A 15,046-nucleotide genomic window follows, 5' to 3' on the forward strand; every position below is an offset into this window, starting at 1 on the left:
CTGGGGAACTTGGTGTAAGCCTTGTGAGAAGGAAATGCCCGCAATGGACAATCAGTATCAAGAATTTAAAGATCACGGTGTACAAACATTAGCTGTCAATATTGCTCAAACAGATTTTGAAGTACAGAATTTTGTCGATCGATATGGGTTGTCATTTCCAGTAGTTATCGACAAAACAAAAAGTGTTATGACTGCTTATAATGTAGGACAATTACCTGCAACAGTGTTAATTGATCCAGAAGGCAAGGTGGCCAAAATTATTACAGGTGAAATGACGGAGAAAGATATTGCTTCGTACATGGAATTAGTGAAGCCAAATAAGGAGTAATGACGATGGAAAAAATCATTTGTGCTTGTGGTCATAGTAATCCATACGGCACGAAGCTTTGTGAAAAATGTGGTCGTCCTTTAACCGAAGAAGAAAAACAAAATAAAGTTGTTGATATGCGCTATGATGGTATGGCCATTCGCTCCAAAACATATAACAAATCATTTGTTGATAAAATATGGAATTTCTTCTCAAGTGTTAAAGTTGGTATATCCTTAATTATTATCACATTAATTGCTGCTTCAGTCGGAACATTACTACCGCAAGAGTTTTACGTAAAAGCTTCTGATATGGAGAAGGGGGCTTATTACGCAGACGTATATGGTACATTCGGTAAAATCTATTATACGTTGGGGCTTTCGGATTTATATAGCTCATGGTGGTTCCAGATTTTAGTTGGTATGCTAGCAGTTTCAATTATAGTGGCAAGTCTTGACCGAGGCATTCCACTTTATAAATCATTAAAGAATCAACGTGTTAAAAGACATGAAAGCTTTATGAAGCGCCAGCGCATTGTTGCAGAAGGACAAGTGTCAGCGAGTGCGGAGGAAACGCTTGATAAAGTGGCTCAAAAAATGACTGAGATGAAGTATTCTGTTCGTCGAGATGGTAGCGCTCTCTTAGCTGAAAAAGGACGCTTTTCTCGTTACGGTCCGTACATAAACCATGTAGGTCTCATCATTTTTTTAGGTGGGGTCATGCTACGTCTAGTTCCAGGCTTCTATGTTGATGAATCGATATGGGTGCGTGAAGGTGAAACACGAGCTATCACTGGAATGGAAGGCTATTTCATTGAAAACCGTGACTTTATTTTAGAAACACATGATAATACACCTCAAGGTGAGCAAGTTAAACAGGGTGTGAATGTAGTGGCTAAAAACTTCCAGACCGATATTACACTTTACAAGCAACCTGAAGACGCATTGCCTGGGGATACGGAAAATCTAGAAAAAGTAAAAGACTATTCTATTCGTGTAAACCATCCTTTGAAAGAAGATGGCTTTGCTCTTTACCAGATGGATTATCGTCTAAATGAATTAAAACAGATGAACTTTGAATTAATTAATAAGACGACAGAGAAATCATTAGGTAAGGTAGAGATTGATTTAACAAATCCTAAAAAAGAATATGATTTAGGGAATGGTTCATCCGTTCAAATTCTTGTCTATACACCTGATTTTGATGGATTTGAAAATGGAGAACCTCAGACTAAAACGTCTATTCCAAATAATCCTGCATTTTTATTTAAAATGACTACACCAGAAACTCCTGAAGGAGAAGTAAGCTTTGTTGAAATTATGCAGCCTCCTTTAGAACCACTGGGTGAAAATAAATACAGAATGAAATTTGCTAGTGCAGAGATGCGTGATATGTCAGGTATTACGGTGCGAAAAGATAGTACCATCCCTATTCTGTTTGTTGGTGGGGTCATCTTTATGATCGGTGTTGCCATTGGCTCTTACTGGAATCATCGTCGTTTATGGCTTCAAGTGGAACCAGACGGCCGTGTGTTAATGGCTGCCCATGTCAACAAAAATATGTTCAGCATGAAAAAGGATTTAGATGCTGTTACAACATTTGCTGCATTGCCTCCGTATAAAGATCAGTTAGAGAAAGATGAGGCTGGCGAAGAGTCCACTACTGGTGGCATTAAAGAAAAGGAAGGTGACAACACCTTATGAGTTTGATTGACTTAAGTGGAAACTTACTATTTGTAGCGTTTATTGCTTATCTAGTAGCGACATTATTATTTGGTGGTTCAATTAAGCAAGGTAATGCTACTGGTAAAAATACTGGCAAATGGGGCAAGCTTGCCATTGTGGTTACTATTATTGGTTTCCTATCACAGCTTGGCTATTTTATTACGCGTTGGATTTATACAGGACATGCGCCAGTAAGTAATATGTTTGAATTTACAACTGCCTTTGGTATGTTCATTGTCGGCGCGTTTATCTTAATTTATTTTATTTATCGTTTGACTGCACTTGGATTAGTGGCACTGCCTGTTGCACTTTTGATTATTGCTTATGCAGCAATGTTCCCGAAAGAAGTAAGTCCATTAGTGCCTTCATTACAAAGTCATTGGTTAACAATTCACGTTATTACAGCAGCATTAGGGCAATCTATTTTAGCCATTAGTGCTGTGGCAGGACTTATTTACTTGTTAAAAGTAGTAGATTTAACAAAGCCCTCTAAACAACGTTTTTGGTTAGAAGCCGTCATGTACTGTCTTGTAGTAGTTGTTGGATTTGTCGCGGTAACATCTACATTTAGTGCTATGGATTATGAGTCTAGCTATAATTATGTGGATAAAGAAGGTACTACTCGTAAAATTATTTACAATTTACCTCCAGTATTCGGTATGAATGAATATGAAGTGATAGAAGAACATGGCATGTCGCCATTAGTAGAAATGCCAGCGTTAATTAATGCTAAAAAATTAACAACCGTTGTTTGGTCATTATTGGTAGGATCTGTGTTGTATTTATTAATTCGTTTAATTGCTCGCCGTCGAATTAGTGCCATTTTCCAACCACTTGTTAAACGTGTCAATTTACAATTACTTGATGAAATTGGTTATCGTTCAGTGCTGATTGGTTTCCCTGTATTCTCCCTTGGTGCTTTAATCTTTGCGATGATTTGGGCACAAATTGCTTGGAGTCGTTTCTGGGGTTGGGATCCAAAAGAAGTATGGGCTCTTATTACATGGTTATTCTATGCAGCATTCCTGCATTTACGTCTATCAAAAGGCTGGGAAGGTCGAAAATCTGCTTGGTTAGCACTAATTGGTTTTGGGATTATTTTATTCAACCTAATTGCTGTTAACTTAATTCTTGCAGGTTTACACTCCTACGCGTAACCTGTGAAGCAACAAGCCTTTTCGCTGTAGCGAAGAGGCTTTCTTTTCTTTTCAATATGTGTCACACCATGTACAATAGAAGTTAGAGAAAGATGGAAGAGAGGGATCGTGAAAGTGTCAGAAAATATTTCAGTATTAGTAGTAGATGACGAGGATCGTATTCGCCGCTTATTAAAAATGTATCTTGAGCGAGAAGGATACCTTGTTGACGAGGCCGAAAATGGAGAACAAGCGATCGAGAAATCTTTAGAAAAAGAGTATCACTGTATTTTACTTGATATTATGATGCCTGAAAAAGATGGGCTAGAAGTGTGTGCAGAAATTCGAGAGCGCGCAGCAACACCAATTATTTTATTAACTGCCAAAGGCGAAGAAGCGAACCGTGTACAAGGCTTTGAGCTTGGTGCAGATGACTATATCGTAAAACCATTTAGTCCTCGTGAGGTTGTGTTACGTGTGAAGGCTATTTTACGTCGTTCACAGGCTTTCTCACCAACGACTAATGCATCTTCTTCAAAAGATTTAGTGGTGTTCCAACACTTAATGATTGACCATGATGCACATCGTGTGACTGCAGAAGGCATTGAGGTTAATTTAACACCGAAAGAGTATGAATTGCTGTACTTTTTAGCGAAATCGCCAGACAAAGTATTTGACCGTGAACAACTACTAAAAGAGGTATGGCATTATGACTTCTTTGGTGATTTACGCACAGTAGACACACATGTAAAACGTTTACGTGAAAAGCTCAACCGAGTTTCTGAAAACGCTGCTAAAATGATTGTGACGGTTTGGGGCGTTGGATACAAATTTGAGGTTGTCAATGAATAGAATATGGAATAGTGTTGTCGGGAAGCTATGGGTAACCATATTGCTTCTCGTTTCATTTGTATTATTTGTTTTCACGGTATTAATGCTTGAATTTCTTCAAAATTACCATATGCAGCAAGCAGAAATTTCATTGCGACAAACAGCAGCAACGGTAGCAAGTATAGTAGATGACAATGAAACAGCCGAATCTACCTCTGAATTATTAAAAGATATTTTACCTACAGGAACCAATGCATTGATCGCTATCAGTCATGTTGAAGTGTCCTTTGCGATGCAAGAGGGTGTCAACAAAAAAGAAATACAAGATACTATATTAGCCAATAAATCTTTTCATGAAGTGTTTCAATCAGATGAGCCGATTATTAAAGAAATGATGATGCCTTCTTCAACTGATCAAGAAAAAATGGAATCTTATGTCGTACTTGGTTTTCCCCTAAATGTTGAAAATGCAGTACATGGAGCTGTCTTCATCTACCAAAGCCCAGATGCGCTACATAAAACGTCTAAGGAAACTACGAAAATTGTCTTTTTAGCAGCCTTCATAGCATTTGTGTTGACGACATTCTTCGCATTCTTCCTTTCTTCACGTATAACTTCGCCATTAAGAAAAATGCGTGAATTAGCTTTTGAAATTGCAAAAGGGAATTTTGAAGCGAAAATGCCTACTACCCAAAATGACGAAATTGGTCAGCTTGCCGTTGCCTTCAACCAAATGGGCCGTCAATTAAAGCATAATTTAGAGGTTATCAATCAAGAAAACGAACAGCTTTCTAATATTTTGACATCTATGACAGATGCAGTGATTACGTTTAATCGGGATCGTACAATATTATTAAGTAATCCACCAGCCGAACGTCTGATGCAAAAGTGGTTTGTCAACAAAGGCTCACAAAGTGCAAAACCTATTCCGCCAGAGCTGTATCATATGCTTGATCATGTGCTGATGTTTGAGGATAAACTAGAAGAGGAAATTGAAATGGATGGCAGCTATTATACATTTACCATTAGTCCTCTTTATAGTGGGGAAATGATACGTGGTGCTGTCGCTGTTATTCGTGATATGACTGAACAGCATCGCTTAGAAAAACTAAGATCGGATTTTATTGCGAATGTCTCTCATGAGCTTCGGACACCGATTGCCATGCTTCAAGGTTACTCAGAAGCATTAATGGATGACGATTTTATTCAGGATCAGGAAGAGCGAAATGAGATTACCAAAATTATTTATGATGAATCGAAGCGAATGGGTCGCCTTGTGACAGATTTATTAGATTTGGCACGTATGGAATCAGGGCATATGACGCTTTATAAAGATGAATTACCAATTAATTCTACTTTTGAACGTATTACACAAAAATTTGCACAGGTAGCAAAAGAAAAGCACGTTCGTCTGCTGTTTGAGAGTGAATTTAATGACGAGGCCATGATTAATATAGATGAGGATCGCATTGAACAAGTGCTTACAAATTTAGTTGACAATGCCCTGAGACATACAGATGAAGGGTCTGTGACTGTAAAAGTAGAGCAGGAGCCGACATTTGCTAAAATATCTGTTCAAGATACAGGACATGGCATCCCTCAAGAGGACTTACCCTATGTCTTTGAACGTTTTTATAAAGCAGATAAGGCACGTACTCGTTCCAAGGGTGGAACTGGTCTCGGCTTAGCCATTGCTAGAAATATTGTGAAGGCACACTCAGGTAATATTATGGTAGACAGTGTGTTGAAAGAGGGTACAACCTTCACGTTTTATTTACCGTTCGATTAATAACAAGTATTGCTATTAATTGGCTGTAACTTCTATGAATGTAAGACGACAAATATTATAGAACGGGGGTGGAGTGCTTTGAATGACTCCGTGTTCCATCGACTATACGATGCATATCACCAAGACGTGTTTCAGTTTTTAATATATTTAGTAAAAAACCGTACACTTGCCGAAGATTTAGCACATGAAGTTTATGTACGAGTGTTGCGCTCATACGATCAATTTGCAGGCAATAGTAGTGAGAAAACTTGGCTATTTGCTATTGCTAAAAATGTAGCAATTGATCATTTTAGAAAGCAAGCTGTACGTCAAAAGCATTCACATGATTTCTTTGACTGGGAAACGGAACAGCTCCATTCAACCACGCCATCACCGGAAGATATGCTACAGGCCAGTGATGAATTTATGCAGGTGGAATCAGCACTTGAAAACTGTACAGGCGACCAAAAAATGGTCATTATTATGCGCTATTTTCAAGATTTATCGATTGCAGAAACAGCGCAAATACTAGATTGGACAGAAGCTAAGGTAAAAACGACCCAGCATCGAGCCATTAAATTTTTAAGGCAACAGCTACAGCCGATTAGAGAACAGGAGGCGAAACGGCAATGACGCATAAGCCATTTGATGATGAACAGCTTGAACATGTCTTGAACAATGCCCCTAAGCTTTCTGACCGCCGTTCAAAAGAAGAAATATTAAATCGGTTAATGGCAGATGCTCGCTTGCAGGATAATAGTCACCTACAAGAAGCGATACAACAACCTATAGAGAATGAAGAAGCACAACAAGAAAGTAAATCTTTAATACAAGATGAACGACCATCACGATTTAAGTTCCGAAAAATGCCGATTTTTACGAGTGTAGCAGCAGTTTTCGCGATAACGGTACTCGTTGGCTTCATGTTCATGAATAATAATGACGCTAGCCAAAAAGATCTAGCTAGTACGCCAGAAACGGCTAATTACTCTACGTTACAGGAAGATCGTTCTGCTAAAGAGGCAGCTACCCAGGATGAGGCACTTCAATCCAGTATTGTATCGGAGCATGAGCGTATGTTATCTTTACGGTCGTCTGTCTATGAGGAAGATGTGAAAGATGCTGTCATTTTCCGTATTGGTTTGGCAGGACGCGATGCAGAAAGTGTTCCAATGACATATGTGATACCAAATGAGCGTGTAGCAACTGATTTTGGAACAGAAAAGCCTTCTACCCTACAGATGTATGAAAAATATGCTCCTCAAATAGATGAAGAAGCCAAAGGGTTTACGGATTATCATCCTTTTAAAGGTGAACTGAAGGAGAAGGAAGACAAGCTTGTCCACGTATTACCAAAGGACAATGACTATGATGTTGCATCAGCTACCGTTAATGAGTACAAAGGGACTTTAGAGGATACCTTCTCGGATTCTGAATATACGGAAGTTGAGATTCAAAATGAAGATGGCACACCTTATGAGTTTTCTCAGGAGGGTGAGCCAAGTCAAGCCATGTCATTAACAAACGCCAAGCATTTTAATTATTATTTATACCAAGATGGTAGTGGGGCAGAATACCTGTCACCAGATTTCCGTCAAACATTTGCTAATGTTACAGAAGCACTTACACTAATGAAAAACAAAAATGATGATGTTTATGTAACAGTGGTTCCTGAAAATGTAACATATACCGTGAAAGAGGAAGCAGAAGGTGTAGTCGTAACATTCGATATTCCCTTAGATTTAGCATCGATGGAGCCAATTCGCGCTACCCAATTGATTGAAGCTATGATGTTAACTGCTGCTAGCTTTGACCAACAATTACGCTTGGATAATGTGGTCCAAGAAAGCTGGGAAGGATTCGATTTAAAAACGTATTTGCCCAAGCCTGTGGGGCCAAATAAACAATATATGCCTTAGTCAAAATCAAAAATGGAGCATTCCTGTAACATGGAATGCTCCATTTTTACAATACTTACAAATCTAATCGGAATTTTTTAAGCAGAACTATTTACTTTTTCTTAATAATTAATTATAGTAAGGTTGTAGTATAAAATAATATGATTCATCTTCGGGGCAGGGTGAAAATCCCGACCGGCGGTAATAGAGTGGTGAACCGTTAATGTTTCCATTAACTCGAATGGTTTATGCTTCGCTCTTCAGCCCGCGACCTGTGCAAATTTATTTGCATGGCTGACTTGGTGTGATTCCGAGGCCGACAGTTAAAGTCTGGATGGGAGAAGATGGAGGTACGATCGTCATTCATTGTTATGAAATAAACTATGACCGAGCGCTTTTTTGTATGGCTTTTTAAACAGTGCTCAAAAATAGTTTAAATTGACGCTTATTCGTCATGCCTTTCTCCCTTGTGCTCTTTATGCATAAGGGTTTTTTCGTGCTAACAATTGAAAGATCGTCACCTTTCTTCTTGCGAGATTGAATCAGCAAAGAGGAGAGAGTTTTCTATGAAGAAAAATGTTAAACTTCAATCGTTTATTACGATTGGCATGCTGAGCAGTATTTCGTTTTTATTAATGCTTTTTAATTTCCCAATTCCACCATTCCCAGCATTCTTGGAAGTCGACTTTAGTGATATGCCTGCATTAATAGCAGCCATCACAATGGGGCCTGTAGCTGGTATTTTAGTAGAATTATTTAAAAATGTATTGGATTGGATTTTCTCTGGAACGCCAACAGGCGTGCCAGTAGGTCATATTGCCAACTTTGCAACAGGTATTTTATTTATTTTGCCTGTAAGCCTTATTTTTAATCGCTTTAAAACAATTGCTGGTCTTGTTGGAGGTTTGGCGACAGGAACAGTCGTAATGGCAGTAGGGATGAGTATTTTAAACTACGCAGTATTTTTACCGATGTACACATACTTCTTAGGAATGGAACCTGTTGTAGGTGACTCACTTTATAAAATGATTATCGCTGGGATTTTACCATTTAACATTGTGAAAGGTATTTTATTAACGGCTATTATGGCATTTTTATTTACAACTATGCGCAAGTGGATCGACCGCCAGCGTTCTATCTATATAACAAAATAATTTTTACTAACCTCGGGTGAACATACCTGAGGTTTTTTGTTGGAAGGAATGATGGATAGGGAAAGGTGTGAAGAAAAGAAAGGCAAAACTAACGGATAAATATAGAAAAAAGTAATGGAGTAAAATAGCTAACTAGTACTTTATAATTATAATCTAGTCGAAAGCTATATTTTCATGTAAAATAGAGAAGAGTTTAGAATGTTTGAGGAGTTTGAAGAGATGAGTGGAAAAAAAGGACAATGGTCTAGTAAATTAGGTTTTATTTTAGCGTCAGCTGGTGCGGCGATCGGACTAGGGGCAATTTGGAAACTTCCCTATGTAACAGGACAAAGTGGTGGAGGAGCATTTTTCCTTATCTTTGTGTTATTTACCTTGTTAATAGGACTACCGATGTTATTGTCCGAGTATGTTTTAGGACGTGGTACACAATCCGAGGCTGTAACAGCGTATAAAAAAATTGCTCCAACTAAGCCAGGATGGGCCTGGATTGGTCGAATGGGCGTGCTAGGCTGTTTTTTATTATTAACTTTTTATAGCGTTGTTGGAGGTTGGATCTTTATTTATAGCGGGCTAGGTGTAGCTGGCGCGGTAATTGATCCAGCAGTAGATCCAGCTGAATTATTTGGAAAAATTATAGGCACGCCTTGGATTACGCTAGTTGGTCTAGTGTTGTTTACATTAGCCAACGTACTTGTGATTTCATTAGGTGTACAAAATGGGATTGAAAAGGCCAATAAATGGATGATGCCGTTACTTTTCATAATGTTCATTGTCCTTGTTGTGCGTGCAGTTACATTAGATGGGGCAATGGAAGGGGTAAAATTCTTCTTATGGCCTGATTTCTCGAATATTACGGGTAAGGCATTATTAGAAGCCTTAGGGCAATCATTCTTTGGGTTAGCAGTAGGTTTTTCTTGTCTAGTTACATATAGCTCTTATCTAAAAAAAGATGTCAGTCTTCCGAATTCAGCGGGTTCTGTAGTGCTGTTAACCGTGCTTGTTTCATTTTTAGCAGGTTTAGCGATTTTCCCTGTTGTGTTCGCCTTTGATTTAGAGCCTGCAGCGGGTCCAGGTTTGCTATTTATGGTGCTACCAACAGCATTTAGTCAAATGCCATTTGGTGAAGTGTTTTTAGCCATGTTTTTATTGCTATTTTTATTTGCTACATTAACGTCATCATTTAGTTTATATGAGATTATCGTCGCGGCATTTATGGAGCATAGTCAGAAATCCCGTCCAATGTGGACACTTTTACTTGGTATAGTCGTATTTATTGCAGCTATTCCAGCAGCGCTTTCTTCGAGTGTTTTATCGGATATAATGATTTTTGAGAAAAGTATCTTTGATGCAACCGATTTTTTAGTGTCGAATATCATGCTTCCGCTAGGGAATTTATTCATTGCTATTTTTATTGCCTATGTAGTGGATAAAGAATTTGTGAAGAGAGAATTGCTAACGGGTAGTCAAATGGGACAAGGCTATTATTCGACATATCGTATGTTAATGCTAGTTGTTGTACCGATTATCATTCTAGTTGTGTTTGTTAATATGCTACTGCAGTATTAAAGAAAAGGTATATTCCGCCATAGGAAAAATACCTTCTCTTAGTGTTAAAAACATAACAGTCAATAGAAAGGTAGAAATGGATTTCTATTGCAAGGCTACTTGCTTTCCTGTGGGCGAGTGCCAGCAGCTTCCTCCGTGTAGGGGCTCACCTGTCTCGCTATCCCACGGGAGTCAAGAAGCCTTCCGCACCAACCCAAAAAATCTCAATCTTTTTAGCAAAGGTTTTCAAATAAAGTAAAGGAGTTCATTACTCTTTATGAAGAGGTGTTGTCACTCAGTACTTCACCGCATTGAAAATAAGAGCCTATCCCCTCTAAGAATACAAATAATGGGTAGATTTGATCGCTATGCTACTATGAGGTAAAGACACTTTGTAGAATGGTTGATAGCGTCACTCCTATGGGATTTAGCGGCTCATCGGACGCCCCCCCTGGAAAGGACGCTGGCGGAACGGAAATCAATCTCTCACCTTGCAAAGTTACTATTTCTACCGTTAACATCTTCTTTTTTAACAACATAAAAAGGTGTATTCCGTCTAATAGGAATACACCTTTTCATTATAATTATAAAGATTAATAATCGTTAAGTGATAGCTCACCTAGCCAATCTTCTTTAATAATCTTCCTTGCTTGTTCTTCACTTTCGGCAATAGGGAATACTTTATCAACCTGTGAAATAGCGAATAAGTTGCGAATGAAATCATCGACGACAATAATGGCGATTTTCTTATCTTTTACAGACACCTTCTTAGCAAAATTAACGATCATCCCGAATCCAGTACTATCAATATTTGTTACCCTTTGCATATCGATAATGTATCCGTGTTTTGTGTCTAAGCTAAGTGTTTGCAGCTCTGACTTTATTTCTTCAATCATCCCGTATTCTAAATCGCCTGTAAACGCAATCACAATATAATCAGCCTTTGTGTCAATATTCATTGCAATTTTCTTCTGATTCATCCTATAGCGCCTCCATTTTTCTTTTCTTGTTTGGGGATTTATTCAAACTTAAATTTATTCACTTCATTTTGTAATTTATCAGCAATTGATGATAACTCATCTGAGCTTTGTGTAATTTCGGCAACAGTCGCATATTGCTCTTCTGAGGTTGCGGCAATCTCTTCTGTAGCTGCTGCAGCGTCCTCGATGATGCGAGAAATATCTTGAATGGCTTGTTGCACATCTAGGGAGTTGTCGTTAACATGTGTAAATGCCACTTTCATTTGTTCGACACCTTCTTCAGTTTCGACAACTTTCTCCACGATTTCTTTTAAGGCACTTCCGCCTTTATTGATGATCGTTACTTGCTCCTCGACAGCTAGTAAATTACTTTCCATTGTTCGTACGGTCACAGATGTTTCCGCTTGGATATCATTAATAAGATTAGTAATTTGTCCAGCTGCTAAACTTGACTGTTCAGCTAATTGACGAACCTCTGATGCAACGACAGCAAAACCTTTCCCTTGATCACCTGCTCGTGCTGCCTCGATGGCCGCATTGAGTGCTAACAGATTCGTTTGTTCTGCGATGCCAGTGATAACGGTAATAATACCACCAATTTCTTCAGAGCGCTTGCCTAATTTTTGGATAGAATCTGTTGCATAAGACACTGTTTTCGTAACATCACTTAGATGCATAATCGCTTCATTGATGGCTTCTTCTCCTTTACGTGCGATATGAGTGGATTCGATAGCGCTATTTAAAGTGATTTCAGCCTTTTGTAAGCTCTTTGATACTTCCTCAAGCGTTTTTTGCATCATTGAAACTATTCGTTCAGCCTGATCAGATTGAGTGGTAGTACCAACGGCGATTTCATTCATTGTTAGTGCGATCTGATTAGATGCTTCACTTGTTTGATGTGATGATTCTGCCAAAGTGTGTGATGACTTTGCAATTTGATGTGCACTACCAGCCACAATTTTTATCGTCTCTGTTAAATGATTTTTCATACTACTAAATGCGCGTGCTAATTCAGCGATTTCATCTTTGCCTTTAGGGTTTAACAGTTTAACATTTAAATTTAGTTCTGCTAGTTCCTTGGCATTGGTACTTAGAATGTTAATAGGATTAACAATTTGCTTTTGTAAGAACCAACTAATTCCTCCGATCATTACAATGGCGATCACTAAGGAAATCGCTACATTCTCCAGTGCTGATTTTGTGGCAATGCTTATATAAGGAGCGGTAGGGACAGCGGTTGCCCATACACCGATAACCTTGCCTTGACTATTTACAATCGGATCATAGGCTGCTTGATGCAAACTTCCTAAGACATTGGCAGAACCGATAAAGCGCTTTTTTTCTCCTAGTACAACAGTAGCAACCTCGTCAGAAACCTTTGTATTTAAAGCGCGTTCACCATTATCCACTATATTGGTACTTATACGCGTATCGTTTTGAAAGATGGATACAGCATTCCCGTTTGTGAGTTCTCCAACTTTATCAGCTACCTCAAAGTTTTCTACCATATTGATATCGCCCTTATAGAGTTGGTTGTTTTTAATGGACCATTCACCAGGATATTTAGCGTCTAAATATTCATAGCTCAACTGTATATCTGATAAAAGCTTTGTATCAGCACTTTCTAATAGATTGTTCTTGGCAACAAAAAAATTGACTCCTGCTAAAAGGGAAGTAAGTAAAATAATACAACCAAATATAAGCAGATTCATTTTCTTTCGTATAGATAACTTCATTAAAACGCCCCCAATTTTACGTTTACTTTATAGATGAATCTTTTTGGAAATACCAACTAAAAATTTTGTTTCAGAAATATTTTCGAACCAAATATGGTCGACCATATTTTTGACAAAAAATAAACCGCGTCCACGATCAGCATAATCAAATTTGTCTAAATCGAATTGAAGAACTTTGTCCCAGTCCTTTTCGTCAATGCCTTTTGCTTCGTCAGTGACTGTTATTTTTATCTCTTCGTTTGATTGAGTTACTTGTATTTGAATCTTCTTTTGAGCGGGTGTATTAATTTTTCCCATAGCCTCTACGGCATTGATGACTAGTTCATGAACAACAAATCTTAACTCTCGTTTATAAGGTAGATTATATATCTCTGTATAATTCTCCATTACTTGATCAATAAAGGCTATAGCTTGTGTATCAGGATTTACATTGAGTGTGAATTCCATCTTCAATCACCTACCCTTTAATGTAATTGTTATTGAAACGACTGTGATGTCATCGCTGTAATCATTATCAAATAAATTGTACTTTTGAGAAAACTTTTGTAGTGCATAGCTGTTATCCTGTGAAGCATAGGCGTAGAAAAAGTCCATATCAATTGAGTTTTGCTCGTTCAATGTTAATAATCCATCCGTATAAAGAATAATACGATGCCAGCCTGATAAAGGTATTGTTTTTTTATTTATTTGAATAGTAGGGAATAGTCCGAGGATAGGCGTATTCGCTGGGAGGAAGACTGTTTCTCCAAATTTTCCAAATAAAAAACCAGAAGGGTGAGCCGCATTCACATAGTGCAAAGTGCCGTTTTTTGTATCTAGAAGTATGTAGATTGCTGTCATTAAAAAACGGTCCATATCCTCATCAGAAAATAGCTCGTAAATTTGGCGGTTAAGTTCTTGGATTACGGCTACTGGATCAATTAACTTAGTAATCATTCCTTTTAATAATGATCTGATGGACATAGTAACGAGTGATGCAGCTATGCCATGCCCCATTGCATCGTACAGAAGAATGGCGGTTAAATGGTCATTAATCTTAAACCAGCAGTACATGTCACCTCCTAGTGTATTGGATGTTACGTAAAGACCATCAACCTGTATTTGCTCAAGATTTAATGGAGGAGATAGTGCGTTCTTTTGGAATTTTTTTGCAACAAATAAATCTTTTTGAATCATACTTTCTTGCTGCTTTCGAAGCTTGGCTTCCCTCTGATATTTTAAGGCTACTTGAATTCGAGTCTTAAAATGAGTAAAATCAAACGGCTTTAAAATAAAGTCGAAAATGCCTGCTTCAAAAACCCTATCGATTGTTATGTTTTTTTCGTAGGTAGTAGATAGAAGGATAGGGACATCTATCCAATTTTTAAGTACATGAATGTGCTGACAAATTTCCTCGCAATTGCTGAGTGTCATTTTCGTGTCAAGTACGATTAATTCCAGCTCATCTTTCAAAGCTGAATCTACTAAATAGTTCATTGCTGCTTCCGTTGTTGAAAAGCAATAAATATTGGGGATGCTGATACGATGAAAATACTTTTGCAGACGTAGCACATCATTACTTACGCTGCCAATAATTAATACTGACATGCCTACTTAATTCACCGCCTTATGTATCTATAACTAAATATTTCCTGGAAGCCAACATAATGATTTCTAACCATAATTATATACTCCGTATTTACTGATAATATGAATAAATTAAAATTCTAATTTGCTATAAATTTACCAATAAATATCGCATTATACAAGGCTTTTGTGATATAAAGTAAAACTTAATCAATAGGATTTTTGACATCTTGGTTCTTGGATAGGGTTCACGGGTTATCTTTTTAACGATGTTCTTGATATATCTACAATTAATGCATGGGGAAGTAGTGAATACTTCGTCTCTAGTCATGATACTAGACTGTTCATTTTTAGAGTGACGAAGAATTTTTGTAAGACTAAAGGCCTTTTGTAGAAAGTAG

General features: G+C 37.8%; 13 protein-coding genes and 1 riboswitch. Of the genes, 9 read left to right on the forward strand and 4 right to left on the reverse strand.

Features of this window, described 5'->3' with window-relative positions:
- The 9 genes from B3D98_RS14660 to B3D98_RS14700 all read left to right on the forward strand — a co-directional run.
- Positions 1-328 (forward strand): redoxin domain-containing protein (locus B3D98_RS14660; RefSeq protein ID WP_288583858.1); only part of this gene is annotated, 328 nt, incomplete at its 5' end.
- 5 nt (positions 329-333) lie between these two features.
- A complete protein-coding gene (gene resB / locus B3D98_RS14665; RefSeq protein WP_054550608.1) occupies positions 334-2,010 on the forward strand; it encodes a cytochrome c biogenesis protein ResB in 1,677 nt (558 codons plus the stop codon).
- Positions 2,007-3,188, forward strand: coding sequence for a c-type cytochrome biogenesis protein CcsB (ccsB, locus tag B3D98_RS14670; RefSeq protein ID WP_048391290.1), 1,182 nt, complete (start codon positions 2,007-2,009; stop codon positions 3,186-3,188). The genes resB and ccsB overlap by 4 nt, the downstream gene beginning before the upstream one ends.
- A 114-nt stretch (positions 3,189-3,302) precedes the next feature.
- Entirely contained in the window at positions 3,303-4,019 is a 717-nt protein-coding gene (locus tag B3D98_RS14675; protein ID WP_004232215.1) for a response regulator transcription factor, read from the forward strand.
- On the forward strand, positions 4,012-5,787 hold the full coding sequence (locus B3D98_RS14680) for an ATP-binding protein (RefSeq protein WP_048391287.1): 1,776 nt from the start codon (positions 4,012-4,014) through the stop codon (positions 5,785-5,787). Before B3D98_RS14675 ends, B3D98_RS14680 begins: the two co-directional genes overlap by 8 nt.
- Before the next feature lie 78 nt (positions 5,788-5,865).
- Positions 5,866-6,399: an RNA polymerase sigma factor SigX gene (gene sigX, locus B3D98_RS14685; RefSeq protein ID WP_009370717.1), complete on the forward strand. Its 534-nt coding sequence runs from the start codon at positions 5,866-5,868 to the stop codon at positions 6,397-6,399.
- Positions 6,396-7,685 carry a hypothetical protein gene (locus B3D98_RS14690; protein ID WP_054550609.1) on the forward strand — a complete coding sequence of 430 codons (1,290 nt, stop codon included), beginning with the start codon at positions 6,396-6,398 and terminating at the stop codon, positions 7,683-7,685. The genes sigX and B3D98_RS14690 overlap by 4 nt, the downstream gene beginning before the upstream one ends.
- Before the next feature lie 143 nt (positions 7,686-7,828).
- A riboswitch (FMN riboswitch) is annotated at positions 7,829-8,014 on the forward strand.
- Between the two features lie 216 nt (positions 8,015-8,230).
- Positions 8,231-8,818, forward strand: a complete 588-nt coding sequence (locus B3D98_RS14695) for an ECF transporter S component (RefSeq protein ID WP_036080135.1) — start codon at positions 8,231-8,233, stop codon at positions 8,816-8,818.
- Between the two features lie 219 nt (positions 8,819-9,037).
- Complete coding sequence (locus B3D98_RS14700) at positions 9,038-10,384, forward strand: sodium-dependent transporter (protein ID WP_036080548.1); 1,347 nt, start codon at positions 9,038-9,040, stop codon at positions 10,382-10,384.
- Between the two features lie 572 nt (positions 10,385-10,956).
- On the opposite strand, the gene B3D98_RS14705 is transcribed toward B3D98_RS14700, so the two are convergent.
- From B3D98_RS14705 to B3D98_RS14720, 4 genes are read right to left on the reverse strand one after another with little or no spacing between them, the layout of a single operon-like run.
- A complete protein-coding gene (locus tag B3D98_RS14705; protein ID WP_009370722.1) occupies positions 10,957-11,343 on the reverse strand; it encodes an STAS domain-containing protein in 387 nt (128 codons plus the stop codon).
- Positions 11,344-11,381: 38 nt separating this feature from the next.
- Complete coding sequence (locus B3D98_RS14710) at positions 11,382-13,079, reverse strand: methyl-accepting chemotaxis protein (RefSeq protein WP_288583866.1); 1,698 nt, start codon at positions 13,077-13,079, stop codon at positions 11,382-11,384.
- Between the two features lie 27 nt (positions 13,080-13,106).
- Positions 13,107-13,526 (reverse strand): ATP-binding protein, encoded by a 420-nt coding sequence (locus tag B3D98_RS14715; RefSeq protein ID WP_054550610.1) that lies wholly within the window; start codon positions 13,524-13,526, stop codon positions 13,107-13,109.
- A gap of 6 nt (positions 13,527-13,532) precedes the next feature.
- Entirely contained in the window at positions 13,533-14,666 is a 1,134-nt protein-coding gene (locus tag B3D98_RS14720; RefSeq protein ID WP_048391278.1) for a response regulator, read from the reverse strand.
- Positions 14,667-15,046: the final 380 nt, after the last annotated feature.

It is taken from the genome of Lysinibacillus sp. UBA5994 (assembly GCF_002429725.1).
Lineage (GTDB): Bacteria > Bacillota > Bacilli > Bacillales_A > Planococcaceae > Lysinibacillus > Lysinibacillus capsici.

Coding starts and splice junctions, on each gene's coding strand:
- B3D98_RS14715 (WP_054550610.1), bottom strand. CDS start 13,526: ATGGAATTCACACTCAATGTAAATCCTGATACACAAGCTATAGCCTTT.
- B3D98_RS14695 (WP_036080135.1), top strand. CDS start 8,231: ATGAAGAAAAATGTTAAACTTCAATCGTTTATTACGATTGGCATGCTG.
- B3D98_RS14705 (WP_009370722.1), bottom strand. CDS start 11,343: ATGAATCAGAAGAAAATTGCAATGAATATTGACACAAAGGCTGATTAT.
- B3D98_RS14680 (WP_048391287.1), top strand. CDS start 4,012: ATGAATAGAATATGGAATAGTGTTGTCGGGAAGCTATGGGTAACCATA.
- B3D98_RS14720 (WP_048391278.1), bottom strand. CDS start 14,666: ATGTCAGTATTAATTATTGGCAGCGTAAGTAATGATGTGCTACGTCTG.
- ccsB (WP_048391290.1), top strand. CDS start 2,007: ATGAGTTTGATTGACTTAAGTGGAAACTTACTATTTGTAGCGTTTATT.
- B3D98_RS14690 (WP_054550609.1), top strand. CDS start 6,396: ATGACGCATAAGCCATTTGATGATGAACAGCTTGAACATGTCTTGAAC.
- B3D98_RS14700 (WP_036080548.1), top strand. CDS start 9,038: ATGAGTGGAAAAAAAGGACAATGGTCTAGTAAATTAGGTTTTATTTTA.
- resB (WP_054550608.1), top strand. CDS start 334: ATGGAAAAAATCATTTGTGCTTGTGGTCATAGTAATCCATACGGCACG.
- B3D98_RS14710 (WP_288583866.1), bottom strand. CDS start 13,079: ATGAAGTTATCTATACGAAAGAAAATGAATCTGCTTATATTTGGTTGT.